Raw genomic sequence first — 16,132 nt, forward strand, 5'->3', positions numbered from 1 at the left:
GTTGTTTAATGAAATTGTGTAAAGAATATATTTACTACAAATTTTATTTTTTATTAATACTGCCCGTATCATTATTTACGGTACGAATAGTAAAGTTCATTTTTGCAGGAACAAGATTGCCGACTCTGAAAATCAACTGCCCTCTTTGATAACTCATAAAGTTATAAAAGGAAGTTCCTACGCCTATGTAATTATCTTTTAATACACAGTATAAAGTTCGTATCAAAGGGTACTGCTCGCTGTAAATAGTAGCCTGCGACGGCTTTGCATAAACAACTGTGTCCCTTATAATTGAGTTGTTTTCTTTTTTACTCTCAACATAAGCCAAGTGTACTTTTTGTGCGTAGGTTGTCTGTTCGGAGTCATTCTTATTTCCAAACCAGCTCGATCCAATAAACCCTATCGCATTTTCGTTTTCGGCTACCGCATCCAATACCGCTTTGCTCCCTTTCACACCACGTACATTTGTACCAAAGGGTTTTCCTTTGGTTACTGAATCCATTAGATATCTTACTGTACTTGTTGCATTTTCTCCGTCCAGTATCGCCTGTATATTTCCGGGTACGGTGTCGGTTAATATTTTTCTTAACTGACTTAAAGAAAATACGCTGTCGCGAGCTGATGCATTTACCACTACCGAAACTGCGTCAAAAGCCATTACCGAATAATTGGGACGATGTCCAAGTACACTGTTATAATACTCGCTCTCATCTTCTGTCAATCCCCGTGCCACAATCATCATTCGCGTACTATCGTTCTGAAAATCGCGGAAACAATCAGCTTCCGGCTCATATTTTACAATGATATGCGCATCGGAATAAGACGCTTCAAACACCATTATCTGCTGGCTGATGATAGGTTCAAAACTTTCATCAACACAAATACGAATAGTGCCCTGCTGCGGATGATCAATAATATCCTTGCCGCTTTTATGGTGCTTGCACGATGAAAAACTCCAAAGAACTCCGCTAAAAATAAGTAGAAATTTTATTGTGCGAAAAATTTTTATAAAATTTTGTTTTGAGCAATAATTCATCATGGGGTTATTTAACACCTCTTTTTAAAAAATCAATAATTGCGCTTTATTGCCATGTACATTCTGAAGCCGCCGTACAATAAGCATAACGAGCCGAATATATAAAGAATCACAGGGTCTTTCTCCTGAAAGAAAGCACGCGTGTACAGAAATTTTTTTCCGAAGAACATCATCAATCCGACACCTAAAATAATAATTGCCATCACAACATCTTTAATAGCACGCATGTTAGCATATCGCTTTCTCTGCTGCTCTCTGAAACGGTCATTTGATTCCATAATAATTAAGTTATATAATAAAGATGCAAAAACTCATGTTTTTTACCACAAGCGAATGTAAAAATTTTTACAATATTGTTTCAAGGCTTTCTTTTGCAGCAATGATAGTTGCATCCAAATCTTCATAAGAAAGTGCGTTGTTCAAAAACCAGCTTTCAAAAGCCGACGGCGGCAAATACACGCCGCGCCCGAGCATTGCATGAAAAAATTGTTTGAAAAATTCAGTATTGGTTGTTGAAGCAGTTGCAAAATCCGTAACAGAAATTTTGGTAAAGAAAATGCTCAGCATACTGCCGAATTGATTAATCATAAAATCAATTTCGTAATCCGACAATACTTTCTCCAAACCGTTTTTTAAGTAAATAGTTTTCGCTTCCAACTCCGAAAAATGATTGGAGTTTTCGTTCAATTCTTTCAATAAAGTGTAGCCTGCAATCATCGCCAAAGGATTGCCGCTCAACGTTCCCGCCTGATACACATTTCCCAACGGGGCAATGTGCTGCATAATTTCTTTTCGTCCACCGAATGCGCCCACGGGCATTCCCGCGCCAATCACTTTTCCGTAAGTAACCAAGTCTGCATCTATATTTAATTTCTCTTGCGCACCGCCTTTTGCAAGACGAAAGCCCGTCATTACTTCATCAAAAATCAACAGGATATTTTCTTCATCGCATATTTTTCTCAAGCCTTCGAGAAAACCTTCTTTCGGTAAAACACAACCCATATTTCCGGCAACCGGTTCTACAATGATGGCTGCAACTTGATTTTTATATTCTGTAACCAATTTTGTTACAGTTTCCAAATCGTTATACGGTGCAGTCAATGTATCGTCCGCTACGCCGCGTGTAATGCCCGGAACATTTTGTATGCCGAAAGTTGCAACGCCGCTGCCTGCTTTTACCAAGAACATATCGGCATGACCATGATAACAACCTTCAAATTTGATGAATTTGTTTTTACCCGTAAACCCGCGCGCCAGGCGGATTGCGGACATACACGCTTCCGTTCCCGAATTAACCATGCGTATCAAATCTACATTTTTAGTCATAGACTTAATTAATTCGGCAATCTCGATTTCCAATTCTGTAGGCGCACCAAAAGATGTGGAATTTTCCGCTTTTTGTTGAATGGCTTTGATAACAGGTTCATAAGCATGACCTAAAATCATCGGTCCCCAGGATGCGATATAATCAATGTATTTGTTGCCGTCCACATCGTATAAATAAGCACCTTTTGCTTTCTCGATAAATACAGGTGTTCCGCCTACGCTTTTGAATGCACGCACAGGCGAATTAACGCCGCCCGGAATGCTTTGCTGCGCACGCTCGAATAAGGCTTTGCTTGAAATATATTCGTACATGAAATAAAAAATTTTGAAAGCAAATGTAGGAAGATAATCGGCGGGTTTTGTCGGAAAAATGTAAAGGATAATTTTGTTTAACTTTGATAAAATTATTTCAATGTTTTTAGACGAAATACGCGACTACGCTTTGTCTTTGCCCGATGTGGAAGAATATTTCCCTTTCGGCGAAGAAACATTTGTATATAAAACTTCGGGCAAAATATTTTTGTTGATTGCTTCGGACGAAACGCCTTTGCGCATCAACGTGAAATGCGATCCAGACGAAGCTATTGAACTGCGTGAAGGATATTCATCTATTATTCCCGGCTACCACATGAACAAGAAGCATTGGAACACGATTATCCTTGATGGAAATGTTGAAAGAAATGTGGTATTGGACTGTATTAAAAAGTCTCGTGAGTTGGTAGGAAAAAGAAGTAAATGATTGTTATCCACCTTGGATAGGATACACTAAGGATGTCGCAAACACAATGAGCATTTTGCAATGTGTAATTTTATTCTTTGAACACAACTGAATTTTAATCGAAATAATATGAATAAAAATGATTTCAATAATGACGATTATCGCAATCCCAAATTTTGGAAATGGGGCGTTTTCTATTTTAATAAAGACGATGTGCGACTATTCATACCTAAGCGAAATCCATTTTTCGGCTGGACGATAAATTTTGCCAGTCCTCTGTCAATATTATTTTTTATTTTATTAATGGTATTGATCGGACTTCTTAGTAATCGTGGTAAATGATTTTTTCATATGCCTGGCAGGGGAAAAGAAGTAAATGATTTTGCCGAAACCTTAAAATAAAAAGCCGTGTAAAATCAATTACACGGCTTTTTGGCTCATTCTTTCCATAAATTATTCTCCGGATTTGTATCGGGATATTCATGTTCGGGATCGAGTGTAACTTCTTTTATTTTTGATGTTGTATTTACACGGAAAGTCCACACAGCACCGCGTTGCCATATTTCAACAGGCAATTGCAGGTTGGTAACTTTCCCGTTTTCTTCTTCAATTTTGATTTTTACGGGCAAAGGCATTTTACCAATATTTTCAATGGTTACCAGCGATGATGAATCGCTTTCGTACTTCACGCCTTTCACGGCTTGGTCAACGTTCCATGTATTGTAAAACCATCCGCGCCAAAACCAAGTCAAATCTTCGCCTGCGCCGTTGTCCATTGCATGAAAAAAGTCATAAGGCGTTGGATGTTTATACGCCCAATCATTGATATACTTTTTGAAAGCATAATCGAACCGGTCGTGCCCGAGAATTACATCGCGCAAAATCAATAATCCGACTGCAGGTCTGTAATAGCCCACATCTGCGAGCGTGTAAGGCTGTATCACATCAGGAATCGTCATCAAAGGCTCTTCACGCTTGCTGAAAAATCTTTTGGCAACTTTGTATTTGTCAGGCTCGTTGTTGTATGCGCCGTTGTTGAAGATACGCGAATTGACAAAGTTGGTAAACGTATTAAAGCCCTCGTCCATCCACGCATATTTTCTTTCGTTTGAGCCAACAAGCATCGGAAACCAATTATGTCCAAATTCATGTTCCGTTACAAACCAAAATTCTGCCGCGCTGCTTTCTTTCCAATCACAAAATACAATTCCCGGGTATTCCATGCCGCCGACAATGCCGGCAACATTCGTAGCAACAGGGTAAGGAAAGTCGTGCCAGTAAGAATTAAGTTCTATAGAACGCTTTGTAAAATAAGTAGAGCTATCCCAAATAGGTTTTGAGTCTTCGGGATAAACCGATTGTCCCAAGATTATTTTTCCGCTGTGCATTTTGATGCGCGCCGCGTCCCAAATAAAAGCTTTGGATGCAGCCCAAGCGACATCGCGCGTATTAAGGCATTGAAACTTCCATGTCAATTCTTTTTTATTCAACCGGTCTTTGCCACTTAGCACATCCTGCAAAGAATGAACGGTTACGGTCGCATCGCTGTTTTTTGCCTGTGCCAGTTTTTGTTGTTGCGAAGCAGTTAAAACTTCCGTAGGATTTTGTAATGTTCCGGAACCCGCAATAATCAAATTCGACGGCGCGGTAATGGAATAATTAAAGTTGCCGTATTCCAGATAAAATTCGCCTGCGCCCAAGTACGGCAGCGTGTTCCAGCCTTCCACATCGTCGTAAACGCACATACGCGGGTACCATTGCGCCAGCTCATAAATCCATCCGTTTTTAGTTAATAATCTGCCCATTCTATCCGTTCCTTTTTCGGGAATTTTAAAGCCGTAATCAATATTGATTTGCAGCTTGCCGCCTTTGGCTTTCAGTGCTTCGGGCAATAAAATTTGCAGGCGTGTATCACTTACAACATATTTTGGATGAAATGTTTTTCCATTCAATGTTACAGATACGGATTTCAGTTCATCGCCTTGCGTATAAACGGGCGCAGCATATCGTCTCATGTTGCCTACAACATCCGTTGCAGCTACGGAACGGCTGTCTTCGCGGTAAATATTTTGCTCCACATACAACCACACATAAGGCAGGTTATCAGGACTGTTATTGGTATAATTGATTTGTACCGAACCATCGATGCGTTTAGCTGTTGTATCGAGCTTTACGTCGATATTGTAATCTGCACGGTTTTGCCAGTAATCCGGTCCGGGCGCACCGACTGCGCTGCGATAGCTGTTACCGTTGTCGGTATAAAAATCCGGTGCAAATGCTGCACGATTGTCGTAAGAAGAAGAATCGTTTTGCGCAAATGCAGTACCGATAAGGCTTGCGAACGATAAACAGAGAAAAACCTTTTTCATAAAATTTTATTTGTGATGATATAATTGAAGCGTTATTGAAACCGTATCAACAATAAAATGAACAATCATTAATGTTTTCAGACTTCGGTATTTCCAATAATAATAGGCGAAGATAATACCTATGAAAAACACGCCGACAAATTCGCCAACCGTTCCATAACTGAGATGAAACAAAGCAAATAAAAATGCAGAAATTATTATACCGAACCAAACATTATTAGCCAGCTTCATCAATCTTGTTTGTATATACCCTCTGAAAATTAATTCTTCCGTAATGCCCGCAGTAAGGCAAGTTAAAAGTGCTAACCAATATCTTGGTCTGAACAAATTAAGTATCGTCTCTAAACGAGCGCTTTTTGTTTGAAACTTAAACAACTTTTGAAGAATGGCTACGACTATTCCGGCTAAAATAACCACACCATATATTGCAAGAATATGTACAACCGTTTTTAAAAAAGAATATTTTTTTTCTTCCCAAATAATGAGTGATTGTTTTTCAATTTTTACAGCATAGAAATAAGCGAACAATACAACCAGCCAGATAAAAATTCTGCTCCAAATAAATATGGATTCATTGATAATCGCAGGTAAACCGAAAAGCCTTCTGTAAAATAGTGAAACTAAAAGCAGTATCAGTATGGATAATATGCCGCTCAGGTATGTCGTTTTGGAAACAGTATTCTTCATTTCGGGATAAATATAATTGCAATATAATTTTATTTATCCATTTATAAATTCGTTTACTTTATTTTCTACTACTTTTGACCGCACAATGCAATACAGTTTCCAATACAACAAAGCAAAAGTGCTGCAAGGCTTGCGGCTGCATTTTGTATCGCGCCCCGAAGTAAAAATTCTGGCTTACGTGGTTAATATTTTTGCAATTATTGCTGCTGTATTATATGCAATGCACAAAATTCGCCCGCAGGCGTTTCTGCTTTGCTCGCTGTTATGGATGGCACTTGTGATTATTTTTTGGTTTGTAATGCCGAACATCGTTTACCGCAAAGCACTCAAGACGTTTAAAGATAATTTTTCTGCAACATTCAATGCACAAGGTGTAACGCTGGAAAATGAGCAAGGCTATGTTCACTGGGACTGGAACAGGTTTTCCAACTATTTTGAATCATCGCAGTTTTTTCATCTGTACTTCAATGCCCGTTCATTTTTTCTTTTTCCAAAAGAGCAGATGAGTAACGAGTTTATCGCAGACCTTAGAATTTTACTGAACGATAATTTGCGCAATGCAAAGTATTAAAACTTACTTTTCTTCAGGTCTTTTTCCATTTTAAAATGTGGAATGGTAACCTCGGGAAATTCTTCTCCCGAAATAGTATAACCAAGTTTTTCATAAAAACCTGTTGCTGATTTGCGTGCGTGCATTATCATTTTTTCGTAGCCAAAATCACGTGCAATATTTTCTGCAAAAACCAAAATGGCGCGTCCCACACCTTTGCCTTGCAGCCCCGTATTTACAGCCATTTGCCGCAGGCGGATAGTGTACTTGTCCGCTTTTGTGAGTATGCAACAACCAATCATTTTGTCATTTTCAAAGCAGCCGATCAACATACCTTCTTTATCTTTTTCCAATTCGCCGGGTTCAAATTCCAGCCCGAGCGGCTTGCGCAGCACCGAATGGCGCAGGCGAACCATTTTATCATAATCTTCCGTCCCGTAATCTATAATTTGTATTGCCATTTTTGCATAATTGTCATTAATGAATACTGCGAAATAAAAATAAATATTTTCCCGATAACAACGAATAGTTTAGGTAAATGTTCTTTTATTTGTAATGAAATTGAGGTTTTAATCGGCGAATAACGCGGTTTTAAATACCGATTATGAAAACAAAAATCAGATATTGCATTGTCAATTAATTAAAAATTATATTTTTGCGTTCGTAACTAAAAAATTTTTACAATGTCAGACATCGCAACAAGAGTAAAAAAGATTATTGTTGACAAATTAGGCGTAGAAGAATCAGAAGTAACTAATGAAGCTTCTTTTACCAATGACTTAGGTGCCGATTCTCTGGATACGGTGGAACTCATCATGGAATTTGAAAAAGAATTCAATATTTCAATTCCCGACGAACAAGCAGAAACCATCACTACCGTGGGTCAGGCAGTTTCTTATTTGGAAGAACACGCCAAATAAAACCTACCGAAAATATTTTGCGATATTTCAAAAAGATGTAAGTCCGCCTCACGATAAAGGATTGTCGTGGACGGGCTTATATTAAATTTATACAGTACAGATTCAGTTTAGAAAGTATTCAGACTTATGCAAACAAAAAGAGTAGTTGTTACCGGTATCGGATGTTTGACACCAATAGGAAATAATCTTCATGATTATTGGACAAATCTGGTAAATGGAGTTTCCGGTGCAGATATGATTACACTTTTCGATGCATCAAAATTCAGAACAAAGTTTGCCTGTGAAGTAAAAAACTTCGATCCTACCGAGTACATGGATAGGAAAGAAGCCCGCAAAATAGACAGGTTTGCCCAGCTTGCCATTGTAGCGAGCGACCAGGCACTACAAGATGCAGGTCTTCGCAAAGACAATATCGACTCCGACCGCACAGGCGTAATACTCGGCAGCGGCATTGGCGGATTAATCAGCTTTCAAAATGAAGTGATGGAATTTGCCAAAGGCGATGGTACGCCACGTTTCAACCCGTTCTTCATTCCTAAGATGATTCTGGATATTGCGCCGGGTCATGTGTCTATGCGGCACAACCTGCGCGGTCCCAATTTTTCTACCGTAAGTGCCTGTGCGAGTAGCACGCACGCAATTGGCATATCACTTGACTTACTACGTTTGGGCAAAGCCGATGTAATGGTAGCAGGCGGCAGCGAAGCTGTTGTAAGCGAAGCCGGCGTTGGCGGCTTTAATGCTATGAAAGCAATGAGCGAACGCAATGATGACCCTAAAACCGCCAGCCGCCCTTATGATAAAGACAGAGACGGATTTGTCTTAGGCGAAGCAGGAGCAGTCATTGTTTTGGAAACACTTGACCATGCTTTGGCACGCGGTGCAAAAATTTATTGCGAAATTGCCGGAAGCGGCGCTACCGCAGATGCTTATCATATCACAGCTCCACATCCGGAAGGACTTGGCGCGCGCAATGTGATGGCTGCAGCTTTGAAAGATGCGGACATGAATTTGGAAGACATCGACTATATCAACACACACGGAACATCTACCCCACTCGGCGATATTGCCGAAGTAAAGGCAATCATGAATGTCTTTGGCGAACATGCTTACAACTTAAACATTAGTTCTACCAAATCAATGACAGGACATGCGCTTGGTGCCGCGGGTGCGCTTGAAGCAATTGCAGTTATCCAAAGTGTGGTTCATAATATTATTCCTCCGACTATCAATCATTTTACAGATGATGAAGAGCTTGACCCTAAACTGAATTTTACTTTTAATAAAGCGCAAAAACGTACGGTAAATGCAGCGCTGAGTAATACATTCGGGTTTGGCGGACACAATGCAGCCATCATCGTAAAGAAATATATTCCATAGTGTTTTGCGAAAAACAGTCAGTAAAATTGTAGGCAAATTAAAGGAACCGTCTTTCGGTAATCAACTCCATTTAATTCTGGGCGTAAAACCACGTCGCACGGTTTTGTATAAGCAGGCGTTCAGTCATCGTTCTGTGAAAGACGATGTGTCCGAAAATAATGAACGGCTGGAATATTTGGGCGATGCTGTTTTAGGCACTGTGGTTGCAGATTATCTTTTTAAAAAATACCCGTACAAAGAAGAAGGCTTTCTTACCGAAATGAGAAGCAAAATGGTCAATCGGCAACAGTTGAACGATATTGCCATAAAAATGGGATTAAAAAAGCTTACTTTTTTTAATAAAGAAGATTCCGGACTACGCAACAGCCAAATTTTCGGCAACACATTAGAAGCTTTAATAGGTGCAGTATATCTTGACAAAGGCTATGAAAGAACAAAGACCTGGGTACTGCAACATATTATTATCCCTTACTTATCTGTAGATGACCTGGAGCAGGTGGACATCAATATGAAAAACAAGCTCATCGGTTGGGCGGGCAGAAACAACAGAGTGTTGAGTTTTGAGACCATTGACGAAACTGTTGACAGAAAACGGCGTATTTTTACCATAGCAGTTTTTCTTGACGGCGAATCTGTTGCAGAAGCAAAAGGATACAGTAAAAAAGATGCAAGCCAGGCTGCGGCACGGCTTGCCGCCGAAAAATTATCTATATAGTTTGTTTCGCAGGAGAATTCTATTTTAAAATGCAAAACAAGATTCTACATCTCAATTATTTGCTCTCTTCCAGGACCATTGGACACATATTTTACCGGAGCGCCCAGATATTCATTGATAAAACCGATATAAGTTTTCATATCATCGGGCAGCTTCGATGCTTCCGAAATAATTGAAGTATCTGTATTCCAGCCTTTGAACGATTTATAAACCGGCTGCAAAGGCAAGCGTTCCATTTGCAAAGGAACTTCCTGTGTTTCCGTTCCGTTGATGCTGTAAGAAGTACACACATTCAGCTCGTTAAAACTATCCAGTACATCAGCTTTGGTCATTACCACATCGGTAACGCCGTTAATCATGCAGGCGTATTTCAACGCAACCAAATCAATCCAGCCGCAACGGCGCGGACGACCGGTAGTTGCACCAAATTCATTGCCGGTCTTGCGCAATTCTTCGCCTGTTTCATTTTCCAGTTCTGTAGGAAAAGGTCCGCTGCCAACACGCGTACAATAAGATTTTGTAACGCCCAAAACCTTATTAATCTTCTGCGGAGCAACGCCAAGTCCTGTGCAAACACCCGCGGAAATAGTATTGGACGATGTTACAAAAGGATAAGTTCCGAAATCAATATCAAGCATTGCCGCTTGTGCGCCCTCTGCCAATACTTTTTTGCCTTCGGAAATTTTATTGTTGACAAAATATTCTCCGTTAATAATCTGGAATGAACGCAAAAACTCTATCGCCTCAAAAAACTCATCTTCCCACGCGGAAATATCTTCATTGAAATTAAAATTGTCCAGCAAGCGCTGATGTTTCAGGCGCAGCTTAATGTATTGAGAGGTAAAATTCTTATTTAATAAATCGCCTACACGCAAAGCATTTCGCCCGGTTTTATCCATGTATGCGGGACCAATACCTTTTAAAGTAGAGCCTATTTTTCCTTCGCCTTTATGCAATTCGGAAGCCTTGTCTAAAGCGCGGTGCGTAGGAAGAATTAAGTTTGTTCTTTGGGAAATGAACAAATTCTTTTTCACATCAATACCAAAACTCTCGACAGTAGCACATTCTTTTCTTAAAATTACAGGGTCGAGTACTACGCCGCCGCCAATAATATTTTGCGCCTGCTGATGAAAAATACCCGAAGGAATCTGATGAAGTACTACTTTTTTGCCATCTACATATAGTGTATGTCCGGCATTGGGACCGCCTTGAAAACGAGCAACAATATCATAATCCGGTGCGAAATAATCTACGATTTTTCCTTTTCCTTCGTCGCCCCATTGCAAGCCGAGAATAACGTCCACCATTTGTTTTTGTAATTGATTTGAGTGGCAAAAGTAATTATGAAAAATCGTAAGTCAAAACGCATTTCCGAAATTTTGTAAATAAATGCAGTACTACTCTGTTTTTCCATAAAACGCTACATTGTCTATACTAAAAGTTCCGCTGCCCGATTCCGCATTAAAGCCGTAAAACCTAAACGTAACAGCAGTATTGATACTCGAAAAATCGTTTCCTAAATTAATAGTCGTTCCGTTTTGTGCGGTAGTTACGGCATCATTTATCTGAATAACATTTCCGGCAACAATGGATAAATTATCGTTTTCCGGATTAATGGAAACCGGTAAATTATTTTCAAAACCATCAATACTTGCCCGTATCGCTATTTGACGCACACCCGTTCCGGAGCGCTGAACAATTAAAGTAATATTTGCAAGACTGAGCGTTTTTCCGTTTTCAGGTGTAATGGTTACTTCGTAATATTTTGCAGTATCTATGCTCCCCGTAAAATTGTCGCTGCCGTTGGTAGCGCCCGTACTCCAGCTTTTGAAAGAAAACCGTCCTGATGCAGAAGAGTTGTCGCTCACATTTTTTGCAATAAAGTTATCAAAATGCAATCCGTCTACAACAGGCGGCGGCGTTGGGTCGGTGGCACCGGAGCTTGCAGATACATCACTAAAGTCATAAGTAGCCGTAAAGCTTGTTCCGACTGTGGCGCTGCTGTCGGAAGACGCCGTAATGTCATTGGTATTTCTGATTGAAAACTCAGGCGCAGCATTATAATTATGTGCATAACCAATCCAGTTTTGATAACCTTCGGGCAGCGTATTGCCGGCGAAGACTGCCGAAGACAAAGTATATAATGAAATGCTTCCGCTTGTATCCGAGAGAGTTTTATTGCCGCTGAATGTGCTGTTTGGTACAGATGCGTTATTAATTTGCACTAAAGTAAATTCCATATTTTCTGCATCGCCAAGTGGTTTTGCTAATGAAGATGTTATTTCTTCTATCGTTTTAATTACAGGGGCAATGACTTTCCCACTCGCCACAACGTTCGGCAAAGCTACACCGTAATGCAGCTTCAATTCCAGCGCCCCCTGATAAGACAATAATGAATCCGAAGCTGTCAGCTCCAATACCACAGAATCGCCAATATTATAATTAATTGTCCCGCCTGCATATACTGAAATACCGCTATTACCGCTTTGAAGCACAAAACTTCCGGAGGAAATATTTTTGCTTGCAGCATCTGAAATTACCACGCCGCCAACCGTATAGTTGCTGCCGAGCCGAATGTTATTTCCTTTGTACAGCGCTCTTATTTGTGCAATGGTCATTGGTTGCCCCGGAGCATCTGTATAACCGTCGCATCGTGTATCGTAAAATTGTATATCCGATGTATCGCGGATAACAATTTCCTTATATTTTTTGCCAGCCGCACTTACGTATGGCGTAAATATTCCGGTAATGCTGCCGTTGCCCTGCGGCACTTTAATATCCGCAAAATAGGCATAACTGCTATTATACAATTCCAACGAATCGGAGCTTGAACAAGTCTTCAAATAAAAAGAACCGTAGCTTGCCGTTTTTGAAGAATCTGCATACGTTTTTGTGAGGTCTGAATTTTGAAATTCAAATCCGTCCAAAACCACCAACCGGCTTTGCAACGGATTTTGCATGGCATCGTCTATTGCAAGTTGGTCCAATGTTACAGGCACAGGCATTACCTCATTATTAAAACTTCCTTTGGCAATATACTCGTCAGCCAATGAGGATGCAATGCCGTCCACTCTCGGCGTAGTACTACTGTTATTAATACCGCCGCCCAACTGAATTGCACCGCTGTAATCGCCCAAAGTAAGCCCTTTCAGTCTGACAAATATTTTTCGCCCGACAGGATAAGATGTGTACAAATTGTTACCGGAAATATTTACGGGAATAGCTCCGCTATTATCCTGAATCACAATTTCGTTATAAAAATTTCCGGAGCTGTCATTTGCCGTTACAATGCCGGAAATTACATAATCATCCGTAATCGTTTGGAACGAACCTCGAACTGTGTGCAGGGCTTTTAATTGCTGAATAGAAAAATTGACCGGGAGGGAGTCGATTGGCTCTTCGGGTGGCGCGTCAAATTTTTTATTACAATTTGTAAAACCGATGATTGCAAAAAGCAATATCACAAACATTTGAATTAATAGGAACAATTTCTTTTTCATCTGTTTATTTTTATTGTTTTTTAATGATCAGATGGAATGTGCCAAAATAACTATCGCTTTGGGTATGCAAAATTCTTATGGCTCATTTCATATAGATTATTTTATTTATTTTAAAACCGAAATGCAATGCTTAAATAATAATTCAGCCCGAAAGCATAATAGTATTTTGGCGGGAACTTGGTAATACCGTTATTAAAATTTTGAACCACATTCGGGTCGTTGCGAAGCTGTTCGTAACCGCCCGAACGAATATTTTTATTGTCGGTCAAATTGTTTACACCCATGCCCAGCACGAGGGATACCGGTTTTCGGTCAATAAAAACGTGTCTTAATCTTTTGTTCCATCCTGCCATAAAATCCAACGTAAATACCCCCTTTAGTTTTTCCTGAGCAAGCATTGCCTGTAATGCCGCCGCATCGGTTTGCGGATTCACGTCTGCAACCGCAGAAGCCGTGTGTCTTTGTGGGTCTGTGCTCAGCCAATCATTATTCATATAATTTCCTGTAAGTGCCGCGTACCAGTATTTAGGCGAATTGTAACGTAGTCCCAAGCTATATGCATTTTGCGGCGTGGATGGAATGCGGTAATTTTTCAAATAAACAATTTCCGTAGCACTCACTTCGCCGGTGTTGTCGATAGTCAGGGTTGCATTTTGACGGCTATCGTAATAGTATCTGCCAACGGCTGCAGCTGCACTCAAATTAAGTGTTTGTGTTAGCTTTATTTCAGAGCCAAATTCGCCGCCGAAGTACAAACGGTTGATTCCATTCAAGGCATAATTGGCGAATGCCTGTGCGTCGTCGCTGTAAAAAGAAATAACATCCATACCGTTTTGCGACTTAGTAAAATAGCCGCCAATGTGCGCTCTGATAAATGGACTGTTGAGACTGTAACCGCCTTCTACCGTTTCTACACTTTCGCTTTTTATATCATTCTGCAAAGAGTTGCGCGTACGCGGCGATAGATAGGCATTGTCCGCAAAGGGGGCAATGGTAAAATACCCTGCATTGGCGAAAAAATAATTGCGTCCGTTCAGCTTGTAAGTCAAACCGAGCTTTTGGGCGTTATTTACAAATTTTTGCGGTGCGCTTTTTCCCAGAGAAGCATTGGGAAATAAACCCGTGCGCACATTACCAGTCCGGTAAAATTGCGAATAAGAAATTTCGCTTGCCCAAAAAATGTCGAACCGGTTAAGATTGATTTTTGTCTGCCACCAGACTGCCATTTTCCGGTACGTGAAATCGTAATCGTAACCATAATGGCCACCCGCTTTTTTCGGTGCGTTCGGGTGGTCAAGGTCGTATTGAATTTTGCTGTTGTCGGTAGGAAAATCTCTTAAAGCATATTGATTTACATTCAGCCAAAAATCGCCGCCAAGCAAATCATCCACCTGTTGATAATAATGATTTTTTTGCCAACCGAAATTTGCTCCTGCATTAACAGAAATCATATCGCTGAAACGGGAAGTAAAATTGATGCTTGCCATTAAGTGCCGCGTATCAACCACTCTGTCGCCAAGAATATACCTTGACTGAAGCCCGGAATCGGTGTAACTGCTTCGATTGATATTGTATAAATTTTGCCAATTGATTTGCAGTAAATCCGGGGAGTTTTTTATCGCCTCGGTCAACGCTTGAGCCTGCGCCGGGTCGCTTTGCGCATAATAGCTTGGCAAATACCGGTAATAATCCGGGCGCGGGTCGGGCGCATTATTCCAATCCAAAGCCGACGAGCTTCGCTTGCCCCAAAAATATCCTACAGATGTTTGCAGGTTACTGTGATTATCCGGCTTGAACTCGTGCGATAAAATAAATACAGGCTGGCGCGATTTATTGACATTGGCATTTCTCTTTTTGCCGTTTTGGTAGCCCCACGAAGGATTATAAAAATTTGTTCCTGCCAAATCCATCGCTTCCTGTACCGAAGCGGCTTGCCGCCCGTATTCCGAAGGCGCATAAAAACCGATAAAAGAAACCGTATTTTTCAGCCCGATTTTCTTATCCAATGCACCGTAGAAGCTAAAACTATTGTTGTATGTTCCCGCAACATACCCTTCCCCGGCGAGACTTGCGAATGCGGCAATGCTGTATGCCCAACCGGTTTTACCAAAACCGGAACTGTGCGAAAAATTAAGGCGGTGCTGATAATTTCTATTAGAAAATGCGTATCCTAAATTTGTTTCCCGCCATTGCTTTCCGGAGCGCATATCAATATTTGTATTCATACCAAAAGAACCGAATCCAAAGTTTGCCGGCTGCAAACCCTGCACATTTTCCCTGGCACGCATCATACTGCTCATACCGCTCCACAAGCCGAAAGGCGTATTGCCGTTGTCCAATCCGTTAAATTCCAAACCATTGATGTAAGTCGCATTCCGGCTATTCTCATATCCCCGGATTTTAAACCGCATCACGCTAAAGTTAAAAGATGCTGCGGAAAGAAAAGGATTACGTCCCGCCGTAAGCATAGACGAAATACTGCTGCCGCCATTATCGTTAAGGTCGTCATTGTCAATAGCAAGCGTAGGCAAATTGTCCAGCATATTGTTTTGCACATCCTGTATCAAAACCGAATCAGAATTTAGCGGAATGCTGTCGGTTGTATCTTGAGCCTGAACAGAACGGTCAAAAAAAAGAAATGCCAATAGAAACAGAACGTTTTTCATAGTGGCGTTTTTAGGTTATTCGTATTAACAAATATATGCAGTTTCTTTTATATTAGAAAATTTTACTACTTTTATTTAACAGATTGACCATGACGTAAGTCACAAGCACATTATACTTATTGTTTGACAAACCCTTTCTGACAATAAAATAAACACATGAAATGAGCCATAAGAACTTTGCATACCCAAAGAGATGATTATTTGGCGAAACGGAGTTCGGCGAAGCCAATTCCACCTGACCATTAAAAACAATTAAAAAATAAAC

The 16,132-nt window shown here is 40.5% G+C and carries 15 protein-coding genes; 6 read left to right on the forward strand and 9 right to left on the reverse strand.

Going from position 1 to position 16,132, the window contains the following annotated elements; translation table 11 throughout:
- Positions 1-43: 43 nt before the first annotated feature.
- From A9P82_RS11480 to hemL, 3 genes are all read right to left on the reverse strand, one after another.
- Positions 44-1,039: a PstS family phosphate ABC transporter substrate-binding protein gene (locus A9P82_RS11480; protein WP_066207941.1), complete on the reverse strand. Its 996-nt coding sequence runs from the start codon at positions 1,037-1,039 to the stop codon at positions 44-46.
- A 29-nt stretch (positions 1,040-1,068) separates the two neighbouring features.
- On the reverse strand, positions 1,069-1,314 hold the full coding sequence (locus tag A9P82_RS11485; protein ID WP_066207943.1) for a hypothetical protein: 246 nt from the start codon (positions 1,312-1,314) through the stop codon (positions 1,069-1,071).
- Between the two features lie 67 nt (positions 1,315-1,381).
- Positions 1,382-2,674: a glutamate-1-semialdehyde 2,1-aminomutase gene (gene hemL / locus A9P82_RS11490; RefSeq protein ID WP_066207944.1), complete on the reverse strand. Its 1,293-nt coding sequence runs from the start codon at positions 2,672-2,674 to the stop codon at positions 1,382-1,384.
- Between the two features lie 100 nt (positions 2,675-2,774).
- On the opposite strand from hemL, the gene A9P82_RS11495 reads away from it, so the two are divergent.
- Both A9P82_RS11495 and A9P82_RS15880 read left to right on the forward strand, forming a co-directional pair.
- Positions 2,775-3,101: an MmcQ/YjbR family DNA-binding protein gene (locus A9P82_RS11495; protein WP_066207946.1), complete on the forward strand. Its 327-nt coding sequence runs from the start codon at positions 2,775-2,777 to the stop codon at positions 3,099-3,101.
- Between the two features lie 108 nt (positions 3,102-3,209).
- Entirely contained in the window at positions 3,210-3,422 is a 213-nt protein-coding gene (locus A9P82_RS15880; RefSeq protein WP_066207948.1) for a DUF5808 domain-containing protein, read from the forward strand.
- 95 nt (positions 3,423-3,517) lie between these two features.
- On the opposite strand, the gene A9P82_RS11505 is transcribed toward A9P82_RS15880, so the two are convergent.
- Entirely contained in the window at positions 3,518-5,449 is a 1,932-nt protein-coding gene (locus A9P82_RS11505) for a M1 family metallopeptidase (RefSeq protein WP_066207950.1), read from the reverse strand.
- Between the two features lie 6 nt (positions 5,450-5,455).
- Entirely contained in the window at positions 5,456-6,136 is a 681-nt protein-coding gene (locus A9P82_RS11510) for a CPBP family intramembrane glutamic endopeptidase (protein WP_066207951.1), read from the reverse strand.
- A gap of 85 nt (positions 6,137-6,221) precedes the next feature.
- Here A9P82_RS11510 and A9P82_RS11515 point away from each other — a divergent pair, with 85 nt between their 5' ends.
- Complete coding sequence (locus A9P82_RS11515; RefSeq protein ID WP_066209879.1) at positions 6,222-6,707, forward strand: YcxB family protein; 486 nt, start codon at positions 6,222-6,224, stop codon at positions 6,705-6,707.
- Here the strand turns inward: A9P82_RS11515 and A9P82_RS11520 are convergent.
- Positions 6,704-7,147 carry a GNAT family N-acetyltransferase gene (locus tag A9P82_RS11520; protein WP_066207952.1) on the reverse strand — a complete coding sequence of 148 codons (444 nt, stop codon included), beginning with the start codon at positions 7,145-7,147 and terminating at the stop codon, positions 6,704-6,706. The two genes, A9P82_RS11515 and A9P82_RS11520, sit on opposite strands and share 4 nt — an antisense overlap.
- Before the next feature lie 222 nt (positions 7,148-7,369).
- On the opposite strand from A9P82_RS11520, the gene A9P82_RS11525 reads away from it, so the two are divergent.
- From A9P82_RS11525 to rnc, 3 genes are all read left to right on the forward strand, one after another.
- Entirely contained in the window at positions 7,370-7,606 is a 237-nt protein-coding gene (locus A9P82_RS11525; RefSeq protein WP_066207954.1) for an acyl carrier protein, read from the forward strand.
- A 126-nt stretch (positions 7,607-7,732) separates the two neighbouring features.
- Positions 7,733-8,986, forward strand: a complete 1,254-nt coding sequence (gene fabF / locus A9P82_RS11530) for a beta-ketoacyl-ACP synthase II (RefSeq protein WP_066207956.1) — start codon at positions 7,733-7,735, stop codon at positions 8,984-8,986.
- A gap of 4 nt (positions 8,987-8,990) precedes the next feature.
- On the forward strand, positions 8,991-9,701 hold the full coding sequence (gene rnc / locus A9P82_RS11535) for a ribonuclease III (RefSeq protein WP_066207958.1): 711 nt from the start codon (positions 8,991-8,993) through the stop codon (positions 9,699-9,701).
- Positions 9,702-9,745: 44 nt separating this feature from the next.
- On the opposite strand, the gene A9P82_RS11540 is transcribed toward rnc, so the two are convergent.
- From A9P82_RS11540 to A9P82_RS11550, 3 genes are all read right to left on the reverse strand, one after another.
- Positions 9,746-11,008: an adenylosuccinate synthase gene (locus A9P82_RS11540; RefSeq protein ID WP_066207960.1), complete on the reverse strand. Its 1,263-nt coding sequence runs from the start codon at positions 11,006-11,008 to the stop codon at positions 9,746-9,748.
- Positions 11,009-11,098: 90 nt separating this feature from the next.
- Positions 11,099-13,201: a DUF5689 domain-containing protein gene (locus A9P82_RS11545; RefSeq protein ID WP_156522675.1), complete on the reverse strand. Its 2,103-nt coding sequence runs from the start codon at positions 13,199-13,201 to the stop codon at positions 11,099-11,101.
- Positions 13,202-13,311: 110 nt separating this feature from the next.
- A complete protein-coding gene (locus A9P82_RS11550; RefSeq protein WP_066207964.1) occupies positions 13,312-15,867 on the reverse strand; it encodes a TonB-dependent receptor in 2,556 nt (851 codons plus the stop codon).
- Positions 15,868-16,132: the final 265 nt, after the last annotated feature.

The sequence above is a fragment of the Arachidicoccus sp. BS20 genome (assembly GCF_001659705.1).
GTDB lineage: Bacteria > Bacteroidota > Bacteroidia > Chitinophagales > Chitinophagaceae > Arachidicoccus.